This is a genomic window from Paenibacillus sp. XP01 (assembly GCF_057364885.1).
The window spans coordinates 4808729-4827552 of the sequence record NZ_CP139481.1 but is presented as its reverse complement, the minus strand read 5'-3'; the positions used below and the strand labels follow the sequence as shown (position 1 = coordinate 4827552).

Here is an 18824-nt window from a genome sequence, read left to right as displayed (position 1 = left end):
CTCAAAGCCCTTGCGCAGCAAGGGTTTTTTTCTGTCTACTAACATATCTTCCTGGATCTGCTTTTCGTCATTATACCGAACGTTCCCTCACGCGATAGTCTTATTTTTCGTATTCTGTGATTGTCCATAGCTTTCTCGAATCTAGCATTATTATCATCCTAAGCAATTGCATGGAATGTGAAACCGATATGAAACTTATGTCGTATATATATAGAATAAAAATCCAAATAGGAAAGAGGCAGGGGCATCGTGAAAAAAATGTTAGCGATTATGATTTATCCTTTCGCCATGATTATGGGAGCATTGGCCGGAGGAACGGCTGAGCTCGGAAGCCCGGAAGGCATCCGGTTTATGCGGGACGTCACAACAGATCGGAGCTATGACGGACAAGAGATATATGATAGAATTGAGCATAGAAAAGCATAATTACATATCAACCTGAACTGTAAAGGCAATGGGATTGAGGCATTTTCTCGGCTTGCGGACCATTGCTCTTGAAGGAGTTGCAGTACGTGACCCAATCGGCGCGTGCTTGCCTTTAAGCCGGTTCGTACCTCTTTATGGGGTATGAACCGGCTTTTTAATGACGAAGAATGGGGGAGTTGGGCTTGAAAATTGTCATCGGTCAACCGAAGCTTGAGGATGGGCTTCTGCAGTTGGAAAAGGAGCTCATGGACAACGATGCGGATATTTTGCTGTTTCCGGAGGGGTATTTGAACCAGAACGTGGACCAAGCACGTGAGCTGGCGGCAAGGTACGGAACCATGATCGTGTCCGGACATCGCAGGCTGAATGAACGTCCGAAGGATCGTTCCATCGTCATTGACCCAAAAGGCAAGATCGTGTTGGAAAAGGCGAAATATACGCCAGCTGAGGCCGTAGAGGAGCAAGGATGGAGGATCAGTACATTGCTATGCGATGAGCTGGTACTTCAGGGGTTTGAGAATGAAGAAATAGGGAAGGTGGACATCCTGATGCATTCCATCGGGGTGGGCATGTTCAGTGAAGAGCAGTATGAAGAATGGCTGGAAGCCGCTCGCGGCATTGCGGTGAAGAACAGATGCCTCGTTATGGGGTCAAGCCATGGAGACGGCTTCTATCGCAATTCTGAAGTGTCCATCCCGATCGCGTATTGCATTGCTCCGGATGGGACGGTGCTGTTGGCCGCTCGAAACGATACGCGTACTCGCACGGTCATTCTAAACAGCGATGGAGGAAGAGGTCGGATCCGGACGGGAACCGGCAAGCAAGCAGATGTCGCCGTGGAGTAGCGAGACAAACTCCTTGATTTTGGGCGCTGTAGATTGGGATATGGCCCGGTCATTCCAATTGAATTCGCATATCTTATGGCATACCTTGAAATTCAAAGGAGGCCAATCAAATGAGTCAAGTTGGATACGGTTGTGGAAATGGCGGAGTATGGACTTCCACAAGTGCAATTCTGGTGCTGTTCATCCTTCTCGTAATCATCACAAAATCCTTCTGGGTATAAGCTGGATACCCCTGAAATCCTTGTGATTCGGCTGGGCTCCGCCGCTTGACGGCGGAGCTTGGCGCGAAACATGGGGAATGAGCGGCATGCGGGTCATTTGACAACCGAAAAGAATGTGCTTAAAATCACATAAGAGACTATATCAGAGATTGAAGGGATTTGCATGCCGTTTATTCGCTTTAGAGGATTTACAGGTAATCAATTGGAGGAAGTCGTACCCCGAATTACCGAGCAGATGGCTTTTGTATTCAATATTCCGGAAGAGAGAGTAAAGGCGGAACGGTATGATGTACAAGCACTTACGCCTTCGCCGGCGTCCGTCGAAATTTTGATGTTTCAGCGGCATCAGGATGTTCACAACCGTATGGCATCCAGCATACATGGGATCCTGGCTGAGGCCGGAGTGCCTGATGCGCATATCTTTTTTAACATTTTATCTCCTTCGCTATATTACAAACAGGGTAAACCGTTGTTGGACTATCCGTTGGACTAAGCTGAAGCGGTCAACCGTGGATGCGCGAACATAGGGCTTCAGCATGTATGGACGAGCAGCGCAAGCTGCTCGTCTTTTGGTGTGGTGGATATGACAAGAGTTCATTAAAACTGCCGTCTGTCTTCCTGTTTGATTTCGAACCGGGATGCCCTCGATGCACGTTTCGCATAGGTGTTTTCCTTTTCCTGGATCAAAAGCACAAACGCGATCGCAAAGACAAGCGTGGTCCACGATAATGCGGCCGAACTCCATAATGTGGACGCGGCCCCCCAATGTACCGTTGCCAAAAAGGTGATAGGCAATCCGACAACGGTGGCGGTATGACTGGAGAAAGAGAGCAGGCTGTTCGCCTTGGCGATTTCGGTTTCCAGAGCATGACCTGCCGACCATGGCAGAGCATGAAGCAATGCGGATTCCCACCCTTCCAGCAGGGATAACAGAAAGGCAGCAACGAACAGGATGGGAATATGCTGCTTCAAATAGGGAAGGCCGGCTGCAATTGCAGACAGCAGCAATGTTTTGGTTGCAAGCATACCGATCATGAGTTGTGAACAAGCAAAGTGCTTGATTCGCGATGAAACAGACAAGCCGGCGAAACTCCGTACTGCCACCTGCATAATGGGAAACAAAAAAGCCCAGAGCAAGGAGGCTGTCAGTCCATAAATCATGATGGTGATGACTGTAATGTATATTACATGAACAAAAGAAAGTAGTGTTTTCGCCGCCCAATAAGGATAAAATGCAATGTTCATAAGAATAAGACCCTTTCTCAGATACCGGATGTCGGCAACAAGCCCGTCATTTTATAATAAGATGCCATGTTGCGCCATTCCACAAATAAAATTATCATTTTTTGCTCATTGAACGGCAAAAAGCAGCGATTCCTGGACGGAATGCTGCTTTATCGCTTTATGTTTTAACCGACGGAAAGGGTAAAAGCCACAATCAGCATAACCAAACTTGTCATTCGGACAAAAATCATATGTGAGCTTTCGGGCTCCGATTCCCCTCGCGTGATCCAGCCATAACGCAAATACCAGCCCACTTTAGGGAAACAGAAATTAATGATGCATAATGTCATAAAGATAAAAAAGAGGGTTCGCATACCGTTCATCCTTCCTCATGGGCATGATCCGATTCCCTTAATGACTAGGCGTCAGTATTCGATAGAATAGCCAGGATCGTGCTGTCGGTAACGAGTAAGATGTTTGTGTTGCCTAACGTAATGATATGTTACCACATCGAGCCGGGTTTTGAATCGGTTGGAATAAACGAATTCGCTTGAATGATACATATTAAGGATTGTTTGGCGAACGGACGTTCTGTTATAATGCAAAGGGAATGAGAGGAGGCAGCATGAGCAGAACGCACAGAAAAAAACGAAGAAACAAAGGATTCGGCAGCTTAAAAAAGAAGGGTTTGACGCTTCTTACTTTGATGGTGGTGCTGTTCTTTGCTTGGTTTAAGGGAGAGATCCCGCTGGATTTGCCTGCATGGCTTGATCAAGGCACCACTCAGGGTGTGGATCACACGATTACGTTTCCGTCCGAACGCTACCCCGAGACTGCAGCGCATATTAAATCCGCCATTAAAGCAGGACATTCCGATGTCTGCACCATCGATCGGGACGGAGCCGAAGCCAATCGGGAATTGTCGCTTAAGGGCGTGCCGGTCAAAAAAGGGTATGATCGCGACGAATGGCCGATGGCCATGTGCGCCGAAGGCGGCGCGAATGCGGATATCCAATATATTACGCCAAAGGATAACCGTGGAGCAGGATCTTGGGTTGGGAATCAACTCAGTACATATCCGGACGGGACCCGGGTTCGATTCGTAGTCAAATAACATTCAAAAGAGCTGATTTCAAGGAGACAAGCCCCTTGCGAATCAGCTTTTTTCCTGAAATTTTTGGATGAAGAAAAAAACGTCCCGAAAGTGCCGGAGTGTTCTGGCCCATCGTTACAGGTCGGCAGCTGTCATCTGCAGGCCGTTCAGATGGTGTGACCGGATGCTCAATATCCGGGTAACCTGTTCCACTTCGTCAAAGGGAATCCACAGGTTTCCCTGCACAGTTCTAAGGGTCAATATGGATGAGTCGGCCGAACGCTCGGGAGTTCCGGTAACGGTTTGCCCGCTCGTATTGCGAACCACGATTTGCTGTTTGCGGCGAATGGCAATATCTACCTCTTTTTTCATAAGACATTACTCCTGAACATGGGATATGAAAATATATTCTTTAATATCAATGGTTAATTGGGCTTCTTTATGTAGTCTATCAGAACTAGGTATCGATTTCCAGAAATGCATGCCGTGAATTCGCCGAAAATGAAAGACATGAAGCGCAAAACGGGTAAATGAACATAAAGAACTCATATTGAGATAGCGGTCCGAGGAGGAATGGATATGACTCAATTGCTGATTGGCATGGCAAGCACAGAAAATGAAGCGATACTGATGCTCAACAGGTTAAAGCTTGTCGGGATCGCGAAGGATCGTCTTGGCGTCGTGGCGAAGGAACAAGTGGATTTGGAACGGGTAAGCGAGCAAACCGAATTGCCTAAGCCTTTGAAAGGAGGCGGCACAGACGGTGCGTTTGGAGCGCTCAAAGGAGTATTGGCCGCGTTGGATGAGCGCAAGGACCAGATTCAGACGGTGGGGCAAGCTGTCCGGCGTTTGGCAGGCAATCAAATTGGCGAAGGCACGGACGATCTGGTGCTGATGCTGACCGAAGCGGGCATATCCGAGACGAAAGCGCAGATGTATGAAACTTTTTTGCTTGACGGTGGCTTAATCGTTGTAGTGGAGTGTGATGACTCCGAGTTGGATGAAGTTATTCCGATTCTAAGTATGGAGGAAAAACCGCAGGCTTGAAAGCTTGTATTCTTTTTAGTTTAATTTAAGGCGCATTTTAGGTTCTTTTAATGTTGGCGATGTATTCTTTACTCACACCTCCCTTAATATAGATGGTTGATCTGAAAATTCGAGACCGCAACTCGGATTTTCCAGAGGGACTGCCGGCTTTGTCCGGCAGTCCCGTTTCCATGTCATGAGACAAATATGGGGCGATGGTTGTGCACTCACGTTTATTCATTACAATTATAAAAAATATGTTGCATAATGATTAATAACATGATATTATATTTCTTGTCGCCTCAAGTAATTAAAGAAAGACATACATATGCCGGGGTGGCGGAATTGGCAGACGCACAGGACTTAAAATCCTGCGGTAGGTGACTACCGTACCGGTTCGATCCCGGTCCTCGGCATCCATTTAAAAAAAGGAAATCCCTTAATACATAAGGGGTTTCCTTTTTTTGTATTTTGAATGAACTCTCCCGATTCAAAGGGAACGAGTGCATTATTTCTCTTTGGGGGCGGATTGGGGGCGAACTTTAGGATCGAAGCAAGCAGTATGCAAATTTTTTCTGTTGCCCGATGCAATAGCTGTACGGAAGGCTAATCTCATAATCGCAATCCTCCAAACATAGGATCTAAGACGGCGTTCTGTCGGGATAAACCCCGGTTAGGAAGACGGCGAGTGATCGTGTATAATGAGGAAATAGTCATTAATTACCTTTATCTTGCGGGATAAATTTCAGAAGTTTTTACAGGCACAAACCATTTCTGATGATGGAGGACTCGGTATATGTTGAAAAATCTTCAGGCTTACCAAGTATTGCAGGAGCGCAGGATCGAGGAACTCAAAGCGGACGCCTATCTGTTGGAACATACGAAGTCAGGCGCCAGAATTTTGCTGCTGTCCAACGAGGATGACAATAAGGTGTTTAATATCGGGTTCAGAACGCCGCCGAGCGACGATACGGGCGTACCGCACATTTTGGAGCATTCGGTGCTCTGCGGGTCGAAGAAATTTCCGGCCAAAGATTCCTTTGTAGAATTGTTGAAAGGCTCACTCAATACATTCTTGAACGCTATGACGTATCCGGACAAAACGGTATATCCGATTGCGAGCCGAAACGCGCATGATTTTCACAATCTGATGGACATCTATCTGGATGCGGTACTGAACACCAACATTTATGAAAACGAAAAAATATTTTTGCAGGAAGGCTGGAATTACAACCTGGCTTCCCCCGAAGACGAGTTAACGTACAACGGGGTCGTATACAACGAAATGAAGGGTGCTTTCTCGTCGCCGGAACGCGTCGTGCGCCGTGCGGTGCTGAGTTCCCTGTTCCCGGATACGACATACTCCAACGAGTCAGGCGGCATTCCCGATGCCATTCCGGACCTTACATACCAGGGTTTGCTGGATTTCCACACCAAGTACTACCATCCGTCCAACAGTTACATTTATTTGTATGGCGACATGGACATGGAGGAAAAGTTGAACTGGCTGGATGAAGCCTATCTGAGCCATTATGATCGGACAGAGCCGGATTCGGCCATCGGCCTGCAATCCCCTTTTGCAGAACGCGTGGACGTCGTGACGAGTTATTCTGCCGGCAGCACCGAATCGGAAACCGACAACAGCTTCCTGACGTACAATGCGGTCATTGGAACGACGTTGGACAAAGAATTGAACATTTCGCTCGAAATTTTGTTGTACGCACTCCTTAACGCGCCAGGCGCTGTTCTCAAGCAGGCCCTTCTGGACAAGGGCATCGCGAAGGATGTATACGGCTCATACGATGACAGCTTGTACCAGCCTGTGCTGACGATTGGACTCAAAAAGAGTAATCTGGAGAGCAAACAGGTGTTCCTCGATACGGTGCGCGAGGTGCTTGAACGCGTTGTGCGGGACGGGATCGATCCAAAGGCACTGCTCGCGGGAATCAATTCCTATGAGTTCAACCATCGCGAGGCCGATTTCGGCAGAATGCCGAAAGGACTCATCTACGGTCTCCAGACATTGCAGAGCTGGTTGTACGATGATCAGGCGCCGTTCATGTACCTTGAAGCCAATGAGGTGTATGACGCACTGAGAACAAAGATGAAGGAAGGATACTTTGAACAACTGATTCAGCGCTATTTGCTGGACAATACGCATGTTTCTTTCGTTGCGGTGACACCCGACAAAGGGTTGAATTTGCGCAAGGAAGAAGCGCTCAAGGCGAAGCTGAAGGCGCTGCAGGCCGGACTGAGCGAGACGGAAGTTCAAGAGCTGGTACAGCGGACACAGGCGCTCGCAGACTACCAGAATGCACCGTCGACGAAAGAACAGCAGCAAGCGATCCCGACGTTGTCGATCGAGGATATTGAACCGAAAGCCTCTGTCCTGCATCAGACGCTGAAACAGGCAGACGGCACCACGATCGTTCACCATAATTTGTACACCAACGGGATCGGATACCTGAAACTGTTGTTCGACGTCAAATCGGTGCCGGAACGTCTCCTGCCCTACGTCGGCCTGCTGAAAAGCGTGCTTGGTTACGTCAATACGGCGAACCACACGTTTAGCGATCTGTCTAACGAAATCCATATTCATTCCGGCGGCATTTCGGCCAATGTAAGCGCGAGCGCCGATGCGAAGCAGTTTAACGCCTATAAGGCAAACTTTGAATTCAGCGCAAAGGTGCTGTACAGCAAATTGGGATTTGCCTTTGACATGATCGAGGAAATCATTCTGACCTCCAAGTTCGATGACTCCAAACGTCTGTACGAAATCATCTCCCAGTTGAAGGGCCAGCTGCAGCGCAGCTTGATCAACAGCGGCCATTCCGCCGCCATGGGCAGATCCTCGGCCAAACACTCTGCGGTAGCCTCGTTCCGGGAAGCCGTGGGCGGCATTTCTTTCTATCAGTGGCTGGAGGAGGTTCAGGCCCATTACGAGGAACGGAAAGAGGAGCTTGCCGACCGTTTCAGGGAACTGACCGGCATTATTTTCAGGCCGGAAAACCTGCTCGTGAGCTATACGGCGGATGACGAAGGTTATGCCGGATTGGAGCAGCGCGTGTCCCAACTGAAAGGAAAACTGTTCACCCATGATGTGCCCAAGGAAGATCCGTCGTTCAAGCCGGTGAATCATAAGGAGGGGTTCAAGTCTCCTTCGGAGGTGCAGTATGTGGTGCAGACGGGCAATTTCATCGCAAAAGGGTATCGGTACACCGGATCGCTGCGCGTGCTGCAGGGCATTCTTTCCCTGGATTATCTCTGGACGAATATCAGGGCCAAAGGCGGCGCTTACGGCTGCATGACGGGGTTCAGACGGAATGGCGACAGTTACATGGCCTCCTATCGTGATCCCAATCTGGAGAAAACGTTCAAGGTGTATGAGGAAATGCCGCAATACTTGCAGCAGTTCAAAGCGGATGAGCGCGAGATGACGCGGTACATTATCGGTGCTATTCAGGACCTGGATACGCCGCGTACGCCTCATGGCGAAGGAGTGTTCTCCCTGGAGTGTTATTTGTCCAACGTGACGGAAGAAGACCTTCAGCGGGAACGCGACGAAGTGCTGGGCACAACGGAAAGCGACATCGTCGGTTTTGCGCCGCTCGTATCGGCGATCCTGGCAGACGAGTATCGCTGTGTCATCGGCAATGAGAATAAAATTGAAGAACAGCGCGGGTTATTTGATGAAACGCTGGATCTGATACGATATTAAGCTTCAGCAGGTTTTTGCACGGTGGAGCTAAAGGATGGATCAAGTCAAGGGATTTCTCGGGGTGGATTTATTTCGCTTCGGGGAATCCCTTTTTCCATTGATTTTTCGGGGGGAATACACGATGCATATGTCAACAATCCGATGCTGTATCCTTCTTTCTGGCTAGCTGTCTTCCATTATGTTAAAATGGTGGATAGTTTATGTGCCGTTGGATCAAACAAACGGCTGCGCAGGCAGCAGGACCCGGTGTGGACTGCACGGATATGCATTCATCAAGGAAAGGAGTCCATGCAATGTTTGGAAACGATTGGGATACGGTGCTTCAACAAGAGATTGAGGCGGACTATTTCAACGATATTCGTTACGCGCTTGCGGCGGAGTATAAGACACAGACCGTTTACCCGTCCAAGGAAAACCTGTTTTCCGCGCTAAAACTGACCCCATACCATAAGGTCAAAGCGGTCATTATTGGCCAGGATCCGTATCATGGGGCGGGTCAGGCTCACGGATTAAGCTTTTCGGTCATGCCGGATGTGCGCATCCCGCCGTCTTTGCAGAACATTTACAAAGAACTTCACGCCGATCTCGGCTTGCCCATTCCGAAGCATGGGTATTTGGTGCACTGGGCGGAGCAAGGCGTATTACTGCTCAATGCGGTGCTTACGGTGCGTGAAGGTCAACCCAACTCCCACCAAGGTCTTGGATGGCAGCGTTTCACGGATGCGGTAATCCGTGCCTTGAACGAGCGTTCAGAGCCTATGGTATTCATGCTGTGGGGCAGTCATGCCCAAAAAAAAGGAGCTTTCATCAACCGTGACCGGCATTTGGTGCTGCAATCCGCACATCCTAGCCCGCTCGCCGCCCACCGCGGCTTTTTCGGGAGCAGGCCGTTCTCCAAGGCAAATGAGTTCTTAAGCTCCCATGGCGTCGCGCCGATCGACTGGAGCATACCGCAAATATAGAACGACAGAGAGGTGAGGGCATTGCGGCATTGGGAGGGACGGAAGGTAGCAGTATATCGCGCATCCGGCATACGCGAGCCACTGAAAGGAACGCTGGTGGAATGGGATGAAGAAGCGGAATGTGTTCGAATTGGACCCAAGCGAATCAAGGTATCGTTCGATAACATCGCCATGATCAGGCCGCTGCCCGAAGAAAGCCTTCCTTTGAAAAAAGCCCGTTCCGACTTGCATAAAGTCGGCTATGTGATGAAAAAGGCATTGCAGTTCGACAATGCCATTTATTTCAAATCACGGGTCATGATCTGGCATCGCGCCAAAATCGTCGCCTACTCGACAACGATCCTTCGCCATGACGAGGACCAGGTCGTCATTGCCGATGGACGGAAGCTTCGCAAGGACAAGCATCTTTTCGTTGTACGTTCAAGGCGGGGCATCCGCTAAATGGCATCACTTGGCGTGTTAGAAATTTAATATGTATTTCATGTAAAGATCATATGGATTTAATCTTCGGCCTTTATATTAAATGTAACAACCCCTTCTAAATGATGTGCAAAGACTGAAAGCCCGGCCGGCTGCAAACGGTCGGGTATTTTTTTTGCCAGGAAAAGCCGAACGGAGATAACATGGGAATGACAATAAAGTTGTATACTAAAACAATGGAGAAGAAAAGGAGTGACATCCGTGAAGCGTATATGCGTATTTGCAGGGTCCAACCCTGGTAGACAACCGGAATATACCGAGCAGGCCGTGCAATTGGGCAAATTGATCGCAAGCAGGGGGCATGCGCTTGTTTATGGCGGATCACGAATGGGTTTGATGGGAGCCGTCGCGAATGCCGTGCTGGAACAAGGCGGAGAAGTCATCGGCGTCATGCCGACAGGTCTGTTTCGCGGTGAAATCGTACATAGCGGATTGACCGAGCTCGTTGAAGTAGGGACGATGCACGAACGGAAAGCGACGATGGCCGAACTGTCGGACGGCTTCATTGCGCTCCCGGGAGGCATGGGCACGTTCGAGGAACTGTTCGAGGTGTTGTGCTGGGCACAGATCGGCATTCATCGCAAACCTGTCGGACTGTTGAATGTGAACGGATATTACGAACCGCTGATGAAAATGGTGGAGCATAGCGTGCACGAAGGATTTTCGAATACGTCCCATTTGAGCTTGTGGAGCCTTGAATCGGATCCGGCCGACCTGCTTGCCCGCATGGAAGCTTACGTTCCCGCACCATTGACTCAGAAATGGTCGGAGCTTGGTGCCGATTAAATAAAGTCACCGTTTGTTCACGCCATAGCTCCTGCTTCGCCCAATCAAGTTCAGGACTGACACATAGACTATAGTGTACTTTCGAAGAGGGGAGTGTGTCACTCATGAGCGAAATCAAAGGTACGGACTATGGTTGCTGTGGCTACGGAGACTGGACGTCGACAGGAGCAATTCTCGTCCTGTTCATCCTGCTGGTCATCATTTGTCGCACCTTCATCTGTTAGGGATCACACATTTCGTCAGGGGTATGATCGCAGGCCCCATACATCAGCCTTTCCGTTGAGGCGCCGGTTCGCTGCCGGCTCTCAGGGAACGGTTTTTTTGTTGTTTCGCGAAAAATGGATCAAATCAATGGAAGGTGTCCTGCCCCCGGTTTTTACACGTTTGACGGAAGCAGGACAAATACAAGAGTCGTTCAGCCCGGCTGCATCGATTCATACCACAATGGCCGTTTGGCCGGGGTGGTATAAGGTTTTCCAAGCAATGTATAGACCGAGGATGGCCGCGAGCAGGGAGAGAATGGCGGCAACGACAGCGAGTTTATCCAGCGTATGGTCGGCTTCGGCCATTGTATTTGGCATGGTTGTCGTTGGAGCGGAATAGCTTTTGGTGCGTACGGTAGGTCTGGAGAGCCTGGACGCCGACTTTGACGGGGAGGCATGCGGGCGGGAAGGTGAGCTCCGATTTTTTGGGCTGGAGTACTTCAAAAGTCAACCTCCTTATGGCGGAGTGTACTGCTTTTCTATGGTTTATACCATGTTATGTGGATTTGCAGATTGAGTTCGCAAAAATGAGTGTTTCCCCAAGCCCGCTGAATGACTTCATTATACGTTCTGTTAATACCCGTGTGACAAATCGTCAGTATAGTAGCAATGGGGTGGCAAGGAATGAAAATTTCGAAGGAGCGATTGCGAAATGGTCGAGATTATTGCGCATAGGGGAGCATCTGCTGTATGTCCCGAAAATACGATGGTGGCGTTTGACCGGGCATTGCAGCTTGGAGCGACAGGCATCGAGACAGATGTGCAGATGTCAAGCGACGGCAGGCTGGTGCTCATTCATGATGAGACGTTAAATCGGACGGCCGGGGCAGAGGGCTGGGTGAAGGACGCTGCATATGAGCATTTGCGTTCGCTTGATGCGGGCTACTGGTTTGATGAGCAGTTTGCAGGGGAGCGGATTCCTTCGATTGAAGAGTTGTTCGACCTGATTCGGGGGAAAAATACGTTGCTCAACCTGGAGCTGAAAAACGGTATTGTCGGTTACCGGGGCATGGAGGAGAAGGTTGTGCATGCCGTCAGGGAATGGGGACTGGAAGAACAGGTCATTATCTCCAGTTTCAATCATGCTTCCTTGGTCAGATGCAAGCGTCTTGCGCCGGAGATTCGTACGGCCTTGCTTTACATGGAAAAATTGTACCGTCCGTACGATTACGCGGCCAAGCTGGAAGCTTCGGCCCTCCATCCGTACAAATGGGCCGTAACGCGGGAAGAGGTGGCTGCAGCTCTGGCGCACGGAATTACGGTTCATCCATTCACCGTAAATGACCCGGCCGAAATCCGGGCCATGATGGATATGGGTGTACAGGCCATCATTACGGATGTGCCGGACGTCATGGCTGCGCTGATGGGAACGTATGCGCCTACACAATAATTTGGAAACTATGATGCATAAGAGAAGCACGGAACTGGAATTGTTCCGTGCTTTTACATGTGTTTGCTCATGGTTTGGAAACAATAAGCCGGAAGCGGCTTCTTTTTTTTGTACGCAATACTCATTTATACATCAAACTTGTCCGATTTATCCATTGCCAGAGTGACATCGTTGACATACAATGATGTATGGGAATGAGAATCAATATCAATATCATTAAAAGTTCGGCATATGTAGAGAGGTGATTGTTATGTACATAAGGTCTGCAAGCTTCGCTCATAACAAGGGTGGACGAGCATGAGTACAAAAGCTTCAGTCGAAAGTCGCGGCACAAAGGATTCACCGACGGCAAAAATACACACTCGCCCGTGGACGGCCACGCTTATACTGACAGGGGGCATCCTGCTGCTTATATTCGGCATGGCGTTATCCATTTCGTTCGGTGCAGCCGATATCAAACTCGGCATGGTGTGGCAGGCCATCTTTCATTTCAATCCCGACCTGACACCGCATCAGATCATATGGGAAATTCGATTTCCACGCATTCTCGGGGGTGCCATGGTTGGAGCCTGCTTCGCCGTAGCCGGCGCCATCATGCAGGGCATGACCCGCAACCCGCTCGCGGATTCGGGCTTGCTCGGCCTGAACGCCGGCGCAGGTTTCGCGCTGGCGATTTGTTTTGCTTTTTTTCCGGGACTGTCTTACATGTACATCATCATGTATTCGTTCATCGGTGCGGGGTTGGGCGTTCTGCTGGTGTACGGTTTCGGTGCTGCTTCAAAATCAGGACTTACACCGATTCGCCTCGTTCTGGCAGGGGCGGCGGTAGCCGCCATGCTGTCCGCGCTGAGCGAAGGCATTGCGTTGTATTTCAAAATCGGGCAAGACTTGGCTTTCTGGACAGCGGGCGGCGTGGCCGGAACAAAGTGGTCCCATTTGCAGGTCATGCTGCCTTGGGTAGTGGCTGCCCTTATTGGTTCATTCCTCATTTCCCGGTCCATTACGCTGCTTAGCCTGGGGGAAGACATCGCGGTCGGACTTGGTCAGCGTACCGGTTTGGTCAAATTGATCGGCTTGATTATCGTGCTCATTCTCGCTGGCACAGCCGTATCCGTCGTGGGTGCAGTCGGTTTCGTTGGCTTGATCATCCCGCATCTCACGCGAAAACTGGTCGGGGTCGATTATCGCTGGATTATCCCTTGTTCGGCCGTGTTGGGCAGCTTGCTGCTTGTGTTCGCCGATCTGGCTGCCCGCATGATCAACCCGCCTCACGAGACACCGATCGGTGCGCTTATTGCCTTGATCGGAGTTCCGTTCTTCCTGTATCTGGCACGCAATGAAAGGAGGTCTCTGTAAATGATGACTTCCTCAACCAGGGTAGGTGCAGAGCGCAGAAAGAAAACCAAGAATACGATCGTCATCATTGTGCTTGCTGCTTTGATTGTTGCTTCGTTCATAATCAGCATGAACACAGGGCATATCCGGTTAACGCCGTTTGAAGTGCTGCAAACCTTGTTCGGCGGCGGTACGGATAAACAAGAATTGATTTTGTTCGAATTCCGCTTGCCGCGAATCGTCATTGCTGTGCTGGTGGGTGCCGGGCTTGCGTTGTCCGGTGCCATTTTGCAGGGGGTGTCCCGCAATGCGCTGGCAGACCCGGGGATTCTTGGCATTAACGCCGGGGCCGGCCTGGTCGTCATGTTATTTGTTTCCTTTTTCCCGACAACGACGGCTGCTCCTATTTTCCTGCTGCCGGTTCTTGCCTTAATCGGCTCCGCTTTCTCCGCATTCCTGATTTACGTGCTTTCCTACAAAAAAGGAGAGGGCATCGTGCCGACCCGCATGCTGTTGACCGGGATTGGCGTTGCTGCAGGGATCAGCGCGGCAATGATCGTGCTTACACTTCGTTTGAGCCCGGAGAAATACCAATTTGTGGCTACATGGATGGCCGGCAGCATTTGGGGCTCCAACTGGAAGTTCGTCACGGCGCTGCTGCCGTTTATTCTCATTCTTGTGCCTGTCGTACTGTATAAGGCGCGGGTGTTGAATGTCCTGAATCTTGGCGATCAGACCGCGACCGGTTTGGGCGCACCCGTCGAACGGGAACGGCTGGTTCTGCTTGCTGCCGCAGTCGGTCTTGCCGGTTCGTGCGTATCCGTCAGCGGCGGGATCGGCTTCGTCGGTTTGATCGGACCGCATCTGGCTCGTCGTCTCGTCGGTCCCAAACACCAGTTTTTGCTGCCTGCCTCGGCACTGATCGGCTCATTGCTCGTCTTGGTGGCTGACACGCTGGGACGCGTCATGCTGGAGACGTCCGAAATTCCGGCGGGTATCCTGGTGGCTATTCTGGGTGCGCCGTATTTCCTGTATCTGCTCAGCAGAACGAGATAGGAGCGTCTACTGACGCGCATTTCAAGAAAACAAACTGCACATAGCAGAAGCTTTTCTTACAATGATCAGGAAGATCACGCTCTGAAAGTGCACTCTTTCCGAACGGATAAAAAATTCATCCATTGCCCTTGCGATGTGGTAGCGATAAGGAGGACCTTCGTCCATGCTACGCCGTTTCTTTGCCTATTACAGGCCCTATAAAAAGCTGTTTATCCTGGATTTTACCTGCGCCATTCTCGTTGCTGCCCTTGAGCTGGCGTTTCCGCTCGCGGTGAACAAAGTGGTCGACGAGCTGCTGCCCGGCGGGCGCTGGGACTGGATTCTTTGGGCATGCTTAGGCTTGCTGGCCGTCTATCTGCTGAGCGCCTTCATGAACTATGTGGTGACGTATTGGGGGCACAAGCTCGGCATCAACATCGAGACCGACATGCGCAAAGCGTTGTTCAACCATGTACAAAAGCTGTCCTTCCGGTTTTTCGACAATACCAAAACAGGTCACCTCGTATCCCGCATGACCAACGATTTGATGGATATCGGAGAGATCGCCCATCACGGTCCTGAGGACGTATTCATCGCGATCATGACTCTGGTAGGAGCGTTCGGCATCATGTTCAGCATCAATGCGAAGCTTGCCGTACTAACGTTTATCATCATTCCGCTCATCATTTATTTATCCATGTATTTCGGAAGCAAAATGTCGAAGGCGTTTCGCCGGATGTTCGGGGACATTGCGGATTTCAATGCGCGTGTAGAGAACAACGTTACGGGAATTCGCGTCGTTCAAGCGTTTGCCAACGAAGAGCATGAAATGGCGCAATTCGCCGTGAATAACGGCCGCTTCCGCCAAACGAAACTGCTCGCTTACAAAATCATGGCCTGGAACTCCTCCATCAGCTATGTGTTGATGAAGCTGGTATCGCTGTTCGTGCTTGTATGCGGTACATGGTTTGTATTGAACGACAGCATGAGTTATGGCGAATTCATCGCGTTTATCATGTTGTCCAACGTGTTCCTGACACCGATCCAGAAGATCAACTCCGTCATTGAGACGTACCCGAAAGGAATCGCTGGGTTCCGGCGTTACATGGAGCTGCTGGACACGGAGCCTGACGTTAAGGACCAACCGGGCGCGTCCAGCGTGCCGCATTTACAAGGAGATATCCGTTATGAAAATGTCACCTTCGGTTATTCCGATCAGGAGCCTGTGTTGAAAGGCATCGATCTCCGCATTCAAGCCGGAGAGACGGTAGCCCTCGTCGGCCCTTCGGGAGCAGGCAAAACCACGATGTGCAGTCTGCTGCCGCGTTTCTACGACGTGTTAGGCGGCCGTATTACGATCGATGGACACGACATCCGGCAAATGAAGCTCGAATCGTTGCGCAGCCATATCGGGATCGTGCAGCAGGATGTGTTCCTCTTTGACGGCACGATCCGCGAAAACATAGCCTACGGCAAACTGGACGCCACGGAGGAAGAAATTTGGGATGCGGCACGCCGTGCCCAAATGGAAGCATTGATCAGCTCCATGCCCGAAGGGCTGGATACATTGATTGGCGAACGCGGCGTGAAGCTGTCCGGGGGACAGAAGCAGCGACTGTCGATTGCCCGGATGTTCCTGAAAAATCCGCCGATCCTCATCCTGGATGAAGCGACATCCGCGCTCGATACCGAGACGGAAGCCGCCATTCAGCAGTCGCTTTCCGAGCTGTCCGAGGGACGCACCACGCTGGTCATTGCCCATAGGCTTGCTACGATCAAAAATGCGGACCGCATTATCGTCGTTGCCGAACAAGGCATTACCGAGCAGGGCCGTCACGATGAACTGCTTGCCGCAGGAGGCGTATACAGCCGCTTGCATTATGCGCAATTTGGCGCGTAAGCCCTTTGCTCTAGAGTCGTCCTGTGTTTCATCCTATGTTTTCAAACCAATACACCACAAAACGCCTTCAGCCGGTTCGGGAAGAACCGTGAAGGCGTTCTTAGCGTTTAGGCCATGTTGTGGGAGGCCGGCCCATACTTCCCGCGAAAGCGGATGTTTTATGAGTCTGGTGACAACGGCAGGCCCTGCCCGGTGATTGGATCATCGAAAATCCATTCACCGCACCCGTTTGTTTTGGATTGCAGGCATGCCGTTTCGAATGATTTCGGGAAAATCATGATCTACCCGTGGATATTCCCGGCGATTTTCAACCGGCGTGCGATTTCTTTGAAATCTTCCTCGGAGATGCCTGGCGCGAATTCCTCTTCGGCTGCGGGATATTCCTTGATGGGCACACCTTCGGGTGCGCCTTGAATGACCTCCAACGGCTGATCGTCCTCGGGATGCGTACCCTTCCAAATCTGTCCAAGGGTATTGAAATCCTGTTCGCTCCATGTGTACAGCTTGCGATGGACGCCTTTGTCCTCGAATTTTCGGGCTTCGGTGAAAGCTTTGTTGTTTAAGGAAGGGATCGGCACCAGTTTGGTCACGTTGACTCCTGTTGCCACTTCCAAAGCTTTGGCATATGCCACGACATGAACGCCGCCGCGGACCAGCAGGTAGCCGACCACTTCCCGTGCCGCGGGATGGTCGGTCATTTCATAAACTTTCATTTTGTGGGTTCGCGCCCCGCATTCGAGAAAAAAGTTGTGCAGCAGGTCTTCCACCAGATTGCCGCTGTTGAATACGTTTGCTCCAGTCCACGGATGGCCCATTGAATCTACGGGCATGGCTCCTTGTGCGCCGGCGAGGTAATGATAGGAAAGCCTTGCGTCTTTAACCGGGTCCAACGGCGTTTGATCCGGGGTTTTGTGTTCGGTGGAGCCGCGCAGGATTTTGTTGATGCCATGCGAGACCAGTTCAACATGGCCAAGCTCCTCGGCCGTAATGCTCATCACCAAATCATAGAAGGGTTTGAGTTTGTCTTTTGCGCGGAAATTAAAAGATTGGTAAAGGTAATTGTTCAAGGTGGACATTTCGCCGAACTTACCTCCCAGCAGCTCTTGCACGGCTGCTGCGGCGTTCGGGTCGGGCTTGTGGACGTCAGGAATTTCAATGGCGATTTCATCCATACGTTTGAACATACCGAGATAGCCTCCTCATCATCATTTTGCGAAATGAAGGATCGTTCCGACAAGGGCTATTACACTTGAAATGATGGGAATAAACCATTTATTGGAGGATTGAGTCGGGAGTCGCAGTCCTGAAGAACCTATGTTTGTTATTTCCAAGCCGGTTGAATTTTCGATACAATGAGATGAAATGCCTTATTGGCTTTAAAGGATTGAATGGATAGGGATGAGGGGGATTTCAGTGAGAAAACATAAATTATGGCGAGCTGCCATGATCCTTTGGACGGTACTTGTGATCCTTTTGGGGGCTGAGATTTCGAGCACAGAGGTGACGTTTGCGTTTGAACAAGGGGGTGTTGACCAGGAGACGGCAGATCGGCTTGCCGAAAAATACGGGAACATCCCCGTCCGCCATGTCGGTGGATTGGGGAATAAGTTTTGGGGACGAGCTTGTTTCATTGGGTGGAGCAGTAAGTATGGTCCGGGCATTCACGCATCCGATGGTGTTCTTGGTTCGTATGTGGCTATGAATTAAATAGCTTGGGCACGCTAATAGAAATGCGGTTATGGAGGGAAAATAATGAGGACACTCTTTATTATTCTTATTGCAGTATTGCTTGGCGCGACCGGCGGTGGGACAGGATCGGCTTCTCCGATTCCCGATTATGCGAAATGGGGATTGATTGCAGTCAAAGAGACGCAGGCCAAATATGATGTCGACATTTTGGATTACAAACATATCGGCCGTTCGCCGCTTGCGGGCGGTTTGTCCCAGGAACAGTTCAAGCTGTGGGTGAAAGACAAAAACGGAAAGGAATTTGCCGTAAATGTACGCGTCAATTTCAATCCGGATACGCAAATGTTGAAAAACGTGGAGTTCACGGTTGAAAATCAATAGTGTGAAACAGGCGGGATGGAAGCCGGTTACCCTAAGACGGGGGTTCCGGC

Annotated in this window: 21 protein-coding genes and 1 tRNA gene; 17 read left to right on the top strand and 5 right to left on the bottom strand. The window is 50.4% G+C overall.

All coding sequences use genetic code 11. The features are described 5' to 3' along the window. Window positions 1-249: 249 nt before the first annotated feature. The 4 genes from SNR34_RS21760 (at window position 250) to SNR34_RS21745 (ending at window position 1985) form a co-directional block, all read left to right on the top strand. The gene (locus SNR34_RS21760) at window positions 250-426 is read left to right on the top strand and encodes a hypothetical protein (protein ID WP_236416580.1); all 177 of its coding nucleotides are present in this window, start codon (window positions 250-252) and stop codon (window positions 424-426) included. Window positions 427-608: 182 nt separating this feature from the next. Next, entirely contained in the window at window positions 609-1271 is a 663-nt protein-coding gene (locus SNR34_RS21755; RefSeq protein ID WP_486180159.1) for a hypothetical protein, read from the top strand. 110 nt (window positions 1272-1381) lie between these two features. Next, window positions 1382-1492: a YjcZ family sporulation protein gene (locus tag SNR34_RS21750; RefSeq protein ID WP_236416574.1), complete on the top strand. Its 111-nt coding sequence runs from the start codon at window positions 1382-1384 to the stop codon at window positions 1490-1492. A gap of 163 nt (window positions 1493-1655) precedes the next feature. Further along, the gene (locus SNR34_RS21745) at window positions 1656-1985 is read left to right on the top strand and encodes a DUF1904 family protein (protein ID WP_236416573.1); all 330 of its coding nucleotides are present in this window, start codon (window positions 1656-1658) and stop codon (window positions 1983-1985) included. A gap of 104 nt (window positions 1986-2089) precedes the next feature. Here the strand turns inward: SNR34_RS21745 and SNR34_RS21740 are convergent, their stop codons facing one another. Both SNR34_RS21740 and SNR34_RS21735 read right to left on the bottom strand, forming a co-directional pair. Then, window positions 2090-2518: a hypothetical protein gene (locus SNR34_RS21740; RefSeq protein WP_486180158.1), complete on the bottom strand. Its 429-nt coding sequence runs from the start codon at window positions 2516-2518 to the stop codon at window positions 2090-2092. Between the two features lie 383 nt (window positions 2519-2901). Then, window positions 2902-3066: a DUF6199 family natural product biosynthesis protein gene (locus SNR34_RS21735; protein ID WP_486180157.1), complete on the bottom strand. Its 165-nt coding sequence runs from the start codon at window positions 3064-3066 to the stop codon at window positions 2902-2904. Window positions 3067-3341: 275 nt separating this feature from the next. On the opposite strand from SNR34_RS21735, the gene SNR34_RS21730 reads away from it, so the two are divergent. After that, window positions 3342-3830, top strand: coding sequence for a NucA/NucB deoxyribonuclease domain-containing protein (locus tag SNR34_RS21730; protein WP_236416569.1), 489 nt, complete (start codon window positions 3342-3344; stop codon window positions 3828-3830). A 114-nt stretch (window positions 3831-3944) separates the two neighbouring features. Here the strand turns inward: SNR34_RS21730 and SNR34_RS21725 are convergent, their stop codons facing one another. Then, on the bottom strand, window positions 3945-4181 hold the full coding sequence (locus SNR34_RS21725; protein ID WP_236416567.1) for a hypothetical protein: 237 nt from the start codon (window positions 4179-4181) through the stop codon (window positions 3945-3947). Between the two features lie 207 nt (window positions 4182-4388). Here SNR34_RS21725 and SNR34_RS21720 point away from each other — a divergent pair, with 207 nt between their 5' ends. The 6 genes from SNR34_RS21720 to SNR34_RS21695 all read left to right on the top strand — a co-directional run bounded on the left by SNR34_RS21720 (window position 4389) and on the right by SNR34_RS21695 (window position 10781). Beyond that, entirely contained in the window at window positions 4389-4856 is a 468-nt protein-coding gene (locus SNR34_RS21720; protein ID WP_486180156.1) for a general stress protein, read from the top strand. A 309-nt stretch (window positions 4857-5165) separates the two neighbouring features. After that, a tRNA-Leu gene (locus tag SNR34_RS21715) sits at window positions 5166-5251 on the top strand. 380 nt (window positions 5252-5631) lie between these two features. Continuing rightward, window positions 5632-8553, top strand: coding sequence for an insulinase family protein (locus SNR34_RS21710; RefSeq protein ID WP_486180155.1), 2922 nt, complete (start codon window positions 5632-5634; stop codon window positions 8551-8553). Window positions 8554-8846: 293 nt separating this feature from the next. Then, entirely contained in the window at window positions 8847-9515 is a 669-nt protein-coding gene (gene ung, locus SNR34_RS21705; protein WP_236416561.1) for a uracil-DNA glycosylase, read from the top strand. A gap of 21 nt (window positions 9516-9536) precedes the next feature. Next, window positions 9537-9956, top strand: coding sequence for a hypothetical protein (locus tag SNR34_RS21700; protein WP_339273682.1), 420 nt, complete (start codon window positions 9537-9539; stop codon window positions 9954-9956). Window positions 9957-10196: 240 nt separating this feature from the next. Further along, on the top strand, window positions 10197-10781 hold the full coding sequence (locus SNR34_RS21695; protein ID WP_486180154.1) for an LOG family protein: 585 nt from the start codon (window positions 10197-10199) through the stop codon (window positions 10779-10781). 434 nt (window positions 10782-11215) lie between these two features. Here SNR34_RS21695 and SNR34_RS21690 read toward each other — a convergent pair whose 3' ends face one another. Continuing rightward, window positions 11216-11488 (bottom strand): hypothetical protein, encoded by a 273-nt coding sequence (locus tag SNR34_RS21690; protein WP_236416557.1) that lies wholly within the window; start codon window positions 11486-11488, stop codon window positions 11216-11218. A 208-nt stretch (window positions 11489-11696) separates the two neighbouring features. Here SNR34_RS21690 and SNR34_RS21685 point away from each other — a divergent pair, with 208 nt between their 5' ends. The 4 genes from SNR34_RS21685 to SNR34_RS21670 all read left to right on the top strand — a co-directional run bounded on the left by SNR34_RS21685 (window position 11697) and on the right by SNR34_RS21670 (window position 16704). Beyond that, the gene (locus SNR34_RS21685) at window positions 11697-12434 is read left to right on the top strand and encodes a glycerophosphodiester phosphodiesterase (protein WP_486180153.1); all 738 of its coding nucleotides are present in this window, start codon (window positions 11697-11699) and stop codon (window positions 12432-12434) included. A 297-nt stretch (window positions 12435-12731) separates the two neighbouring features. After that, complete coding sequence (locus SNR34_RS21680; RefSeq protein ID WP_236416554.1) at window positions 12732-13790, top strand: FecCD family ABC transporter permease; 1059 nt, start codon at window positions 12732-12734, stop codon at window positions 13788-13790. A gap of 3 nt (window positions 13791-13793) precedes the next feature. Then, the gene (locus SNR34_RS21675; RefSeq protein WP_236416735.1) at window positions 13794-14825 is read left to right on the top strand and encodes a FecCD family ABC transporter permease; all 1032 of its coding nucleotides are present in this window, start codon (window positions 13794-13796) and stop codon (window positions 14823-14825) included. Window positions 14826-14988: 163 nt separating this feature from the next. After that, window positions 14989-16704 carry an ABC transporter ATP-binding protein gene (locus tag SNR34_RS21670; RefSeq protein WP_486180152.1) on the top strand — a complete coding sequence of 572 codons (1716 nt, stop codon included), beginning with the start codon at window positions 14989-14991 and terminating at the stop codon, window positions 16702-16704. Window positions 16705-16985: 281 nt separating this feature from the next. Here SNR34_RS21670 and SNR34_RS21665 read toward each other — a convergent pair whose 3' ends face one another. Beyond that, window positions 16986-17888: a manganese catalase family protein gene (locus SNR34_RS21665; protein ID WP_339273674.1), complete on the bottom strand. Its 903-nt coding sequence runs from the start codon at window positions 17886-17888 to the stop codon at window positions 16986-16988. 229 nt (window positions 17889-18117) lie between these two features. Here SNR34_RS21665 and SNR34_RS21660 point away from each other — a divergent pair, with 229 nt between their 5' ends. After that, window positions 18118-18411, top strand: coding sequence for a hypothetical protein (locus SNR34_RS21660; RefSeq protein WP_486180151.1), 294 nt, complete (start codon window positions 18118-18120; stop codon window positions 18409-18411). Window positions 18412-18456: 45 nt separating this feature from the next. Continuing rightward, window positions 18457-18774: a DUF3889 domain-containing protein gene (locus tag SNR34_RS21655; RefSeq protein ID WP_236416547.1), complete on the top strand. Its 318-nt coding sequence runs from the start codon at window positions 18457-18459 to the stop codon at window positions 18772-18774. Window positions 18775-18824 lie beyond the last annotated feature (50 nt).

What these genes read in the sequence shown, in the direction of transcription:
- SNR34_RS21750 (WP_236416574.1), top strand. Translation starts at nt 1,382, where the DNA reads ATGAGTCAAGTTGGATACGGTTGTGGAAATGGCGGAGTATGGACTTCC.
- SNR34_RS21745 (WP_236416573.1), top strand. Translation starts at nt 1,656, where the DNA reads ATGCCGTTTATTCGCTTTAGAGGATTTACAGGTAATCAATTGGAGGAA.
- SNR34_RS21740 (WP_486180158.1), bottom strand. Translation starts at nt 2,518, where the DNA reads ATGCTTGCAACCAAAACATTGCTGCTGTCTGCAATTGCAGCCGGCCTT.
- SNR34_RS21735 (WP_486180157.1), bottom strand. Translation starts at nt 3,066, where the DNA reads ATGACATTATGCATCATTAATTTCTGTTTCCCTAAAGTGGGCTGGTAT.
- SNR34_RS21730 (WP_236416569.1), top strand. Translation starts at nt 3,342, where the DNA reads ATGAGCAGAACGCACAGAAAAAAACGAAGAAACAAAGGATTCGGCAGC.
- SNR34_RS21725 (WP_236416567.1), bottom strand. Translation starts at nt 4,181, where the DNA reads ATGAAAAAAGAGGTAGATATTGCCATTCGCCGCAAACAGCAAATCGTG.
- SNR34_RS21720 (WP_486180156.1), top strand. Translation starts at nt 4,389, where the DNA reads ATGACTCAATTGCTGATTGGCATGGCAAGCACAGAAAATGAAGCGATA.
- SNR34_RS21710 (WP_486180155.1), top strand. Translation starts at nt 5,632, where the DNA reads ATGTTGAAAAATCTTCAGGCTTACCAAGTATTGCAGGAGCGCAGGATC.
- ung (WP_236416561.1), top strand. Translation starts at nt 8,847, where the DNA reads ATGTTTGGAAACGATTGGGATACGGTGCTTCAACAAGAGATTGAGGCG.
- SNR34_RS21685 (WP_486180153.1), top strand. Translation starts at nt 11,697, where the DNA reads ATGGTCGAGATTATTGCGCATAGGGGAGCATCTGCTGTATGTCCCGAA.
- SNR34_RS21680 (WP_236416554.1), top strand. Translation starts at nt 12,732, where the DNA reads ATGAGTACAAAAGCTTCAGTCGAAAGTCGCGGCACAAAGGATTCACCG.
- SNR34_RS21675 (WP_236416735.1), top strand. Translation starts at nt 13,794, where the DNA reads ATGACTTCCTCAACCAGGGTAGGTGCAGAGCGCAGAAAGAAAACCAAG.
- SNR34_RS21670 (WP_486180152.1), top strand. Translation starts at nt 14,989, where the DNA reads ATGCTACGCCGTTTCTTTGCCTATTACAGGCCCTATAAAAAGCTGTTT.
- SNR34_RS21665 (WP_339273674.1), bottom strand. Translation starts at nt 17,888, where the DNA reads ATGTTCAAACGTATGGATGAAATCGCCATTGAAATTCCTGACGTCCAC.
- SNR34_RS21655 (WP_236416547.1), top strand. Translation starts at nt 18,457, where the DNA reads ATGAGGACACTCTTTATTATTCTTATTGCAGTATTGCTTGGCGCGACC.